The 3463-nt window shown below is 65.4% G+C and carries 3 protein-coding genes; all 3 read left to right on the top strand.

Going from position 1 to position 3463, the window contains the following annotated elements; genetic code table 11:
• Positions 1-203 precede the first annotated feature (203 nt).
• The 3 genes from dba (at position 204) to ACT6Y9_RS09605 (ending at position 3371) form a co-directional block, all read left to right on the top strand.
• Entirely contained in the window at positions 204-371 is a 168-nt protein-coding gene (dba, locus tag ACT6Y9_RS09615) for a disulfide bond formation protein Dba (RefSeq protein WP_295480938.1), read from the top strand.
• Between the two features lie 13 nt (positions 372-384).
• On the top strand, positions 385-1920 hold the full coding sequence (gene dsbI, locus ACT6Y9_RS09610; protein ID WP_443744360.1) for a disulfide bond formation protein DsbI: 1536 nt from the start codon (positions 385-387) through the stop codon (positions 1918-1920).
• Positions 1921-2075: 155 nt separating this feature from the next.
• A complete protein-coding gene (locus ACT6Y9_RS09605) occupies positions 2076-3371 on the top strand; it encodes a YihY family inner membrane protein (protein WP_443744359.1) in 1296 nt (431 codons plus the stop codon).
• Positions 3372-3463: the final 92 nt, after the last annotated feature.

Raw genomic sequence — 3463 nt, 5'->3', positions numbered from 1 at the left:
GTCCTCGCGGTAGACCCAGGAAGCTTCAGTAGTACCGTACTTTGGGATTCTTTTACTTATCACAATAGCTAGGTAGAACAAATCAGATCTGCTCGGCGGCGGCGGGCGCCCGCCCGGCAGAATCCGCTCTCCTCCAACGGCCGGGCCGCGCCTTGAAGCGCACCCGGCCGAAATAATGAACAACCCCCTCCAAAGGAAAGCATATGGAGTTTCTCCAACTCGTCATGCTCCTCGTCGCCGTGCTTCTCATCTGGTTGAAGCCGCAGAGCGAGAAGCTCGCCTGGCGCCTCACCATCGCCGGTTGGCTGATGGTCGTGCTCATGTACGTCGGCCACGTCTCCCACGCCGTTCTCGGCAGCCTGAATCTTTGAGCGGAGTGCAGAAATGACTGACTACAGCAAGCCGATTCTGGATTCGGACATCCGCAAGGCCAAGACCTGGTACGACATCGTCTGCTGGGGCGGCCTCCTCATCGTTCTGCTCCCGGTGGGCATTGCGAACCTCGTTCTCGGCTACATGCTCGGCGACTCGCCCTGCACGCTCTGCTGGGGCCAGCGCGAACAGATGGCCTTCATCGGCGTCGTCGCGCTCTTCATGGTCCGCTACGGCTTCAAGCCCAAGTACCTCGCGATGATGCTCGTGATGGCGGCCGCGGGCCTCTACTCATCCTTCCGCCACCTCGGCAACCACGCCGCGCGCGACGTCGGCCAGGGCTTCGGCCTCGAGATCCTCGGGCTTCACACCCAGATGTGGGCCGAGATCGTCTTCTGGTGCGTCGTGATGCTCTTCGGTCTGGCGTGCTTCCTCGCGCCGCGCTTCGATGCGCTCATCGCGGAGCTGAAGGGCCGTCCCTGGCGTCCGGCGACGGGCTTCATGAAGCTCTCCTTCGCCGTGGTGTCCTTCATCATCGCCTCGAACGCCTTCCAGGCCGCCTGGACCACGGGGCTGCCGCCCAACTGGGGCCAGGGCGATCCGTGGCGCTTCTCCTGGAATCCGAAGTACGTCACCTGGTCGGCCGACTCCTGGCAGGGCATGTTCGGGAGCTTCAACTTCCTCGGTCGGCGCGACGTGAAGGTTCCGGACTTCGCCTACGCGCCCAACGCGAAGAAGCTCGGCATCACGTTTGAGCACGACGCCGCGAAGGCGCCCGTCGAGATCTCCGGCATGCTACGCGTCACGGACGTGAAGCCCGTGCCCGGAATCGACGCGAAGCTCAACACGCTCTCGAAGATCCGCGGCGAGTACGTCGTCGCTTCGAAGTACGACTTCTGGTTCCTCAACGCCGACCTCACGACGAAGTTCCACGCCGCGATGGATCCCTGGTTCTCCGCGAACGTGCTCGACATCGTCGGCGTGACGCCCTTGGGCGAGGACGCCTACGTTCTCATGGGCACGAACAAGTCGATCCTGCGCATCCGCCAGAACCCGCAGGCCGACGACGTCAAGGGGTGGGCGAACTTCACCGCCGGCCGCGACCACGTCGAGGCCGTGGGCGGCCTCGGCCGCGCCCGCATCGACACCGAGCGCGCGAAGATGTTCTACATCCACTCCTCGGCGACCGACGGCCGGTACGTCTACACCGCCACCGTCCCGGACAACAAGAGCAAGACCACCTTCGTGATCTCGAAGACCCTGCAGAAGGACTGGCAGCTTTCGGGCGAATTCAAGCCCGAGTCGAAGCTCCTCAAGAAGGACCGGTCCCTCGGCGAGCTCTACGTCACGGGCATGGTTTATGAAGACGGGCGTCTCTACGCCGTCTCGAAGAACTGGAACGTGCTCGTCGTGATCAACATCGCCGACGAATCGGTCGAGGCGGCCTGGGGGCTTCCGGCCGATCTCACCGACGTGCGCGGCCTCGTGAAGGAGGGCGGTCGCTTCCAGGTGATCGACGCCAACCGCGTCGTGACGCTCGAGAAGTAGTCCCGGCCGTCGGCTTCCCCGCCATCGCTCTTAGGCCCGGTCTTCCGTTGGTGAAGGCCGGGCCTAATGGCGTCTTCAAGGGAGCATGAGCGGCCCGCCGCTAGAATGGTCTGAGACCGCCCCCCTCCCGGCGCAGTCATCTCCCGAAACCACCCATGCAGACTTCAGCACTCCTCCGGGCGCTCCGCCGCCACCGCCTCACCGATACGCTCCGCTCGCTCTTCGGCTTCGCCGCGGCGCGCATGCGCGAGGCGCATCTGCAGGAGGTGGCGAGCTCGATGACCCTCACGACGCTTCTTTCGCTCGTGCCGCTCCTCGCCGTCTCGCTCGCCGTCTTCGCCGCCTTCCCGAGCTTCGCCGAAACCCGGAAGGCCTTGGAGGACGCGGTCTTCAACAGCTTCCTGCCGCTGCAGTACAGCGAAGTGATCATGAAGTACCTGAAGCTCTTCAGCGACCACGCTTCGGGGCTCGGCGCCTTCGGTCTGATCGGTCTTTCGATGACGGCGCTCCTGATGATCGACAAGTTCTTCGTGACGGTGAACCGCATCTTCAACGTGCGCCGCATGCGTCCGTGGACGCAGCGCGCGATGATCTACTGGGCGCTCCTCACGCTCGGGCCGCTCGGGATCGCGCTCTCGATCACGCTCACCACGCAGGCGATCCGCATCGCCGTGGGCTCGGGCGACGGGGTGATCCCGGGGTGGACGCTCGGGCTCTTCCAGATCCTGCTGCAGACCTTCGGCTACGCGCTCCTCTTCAAGCTCGTCCCCAACTGCCGCGTCGCTTTTTCGCACGCCCTGATCGGGGGCTTCACGGTTTCGCTCGCAAGCCAGGTGGTCAAGATCGGCTTCGAGTACTACATCACCGCGGGCACGCTCTCCTCGATCTACGGCGCCTTCGTGGCGTTCCCCGTCTTCCTCCTCTGGCTCTACATCGCCTGGATGCTCGTCTTCGCCGGGGCTGCGATCACCGCGGCGATTCCGCAGCTCACCTCCGGGCGCTTCTCCGACACGTATCTGCGCGGAAACGACTTCCTGACGGGTGCGGCGCTCCTGCGCGCGCTCACCGCCGCGCACGCCGCAGGCCATGCGGTCGTCTCCGAGGACGCCCTCGCCGCGGCCGTGGACAGCTGGCCGCAGGCGATCGAGCGGCTCCTGCTGCGCCTCTCCGAATACGGCTACTGCGCGCCCGTCGTGCTCGACGAACGGCGCGGTTCGATGGGTTGGGCGCTCCTCTGCGACCCCGACCAAAAGACCCTGCGCGACGCGGTCTGCGCGCTCCTCGTGGACCCGAAGAACAGCCTCGTGGCGCCCGAGCGCCCGGCCGCGAAGAAGCCCGCCGGGGCGCTCCACGACTGGTTCGAGAGCTTCGCCAACACGGGCGTCGTGGACGCGCCCCTCTCGAAGCTTCTCGACGCGGACCTCCCCAAGCCCGGGTGCGCCGCCGGGTAATCCCGGAGGCCGGGAGCCGCCGGCGCGATGCAGCCCTTGAGCCTCGCTTAAGGTTCGCGGGCTAAAGTCTCCATACAAAAATCATGGCGGTG

The sequence above is a fragment of the Sutterella sp. genome, from assembly GCF_052272535.1.
In the GTDB taxonomy this organism is placed as follows: Bacteria; Pseudomonadota; Gammaproteobacteria; order Burkholderiales; family Burkholderiaceae_F; genus Sutterella.
This window is presented reverse-complemented; position numbering and strand designations above follow the sequence as displayed.

Excerpts from the sequence above, each read along its gene's own strand:
- dsbI (WP_443744360.1), top strand. The coding sequence starts at position 385 with ATGACTGACTACAGCAAGCCGATTCTGGATTCGGACATCCGCAAGGCC.
- ACT6Y9_RS09605 (WP_443744359.1), top strand. The coding sequence starts at position 2,076 with ATGCAGACTTCAGCACTCCTCCGGGCGCTCCGCCGCCACCGCCTCACC.
- dba (WP_295480938.1), top strand. The coding sequence starts at position 204 with ATGGAGTTTCTCCAACTCGTCATGCTCCTCGTCGCCGTGCTTCTCATC.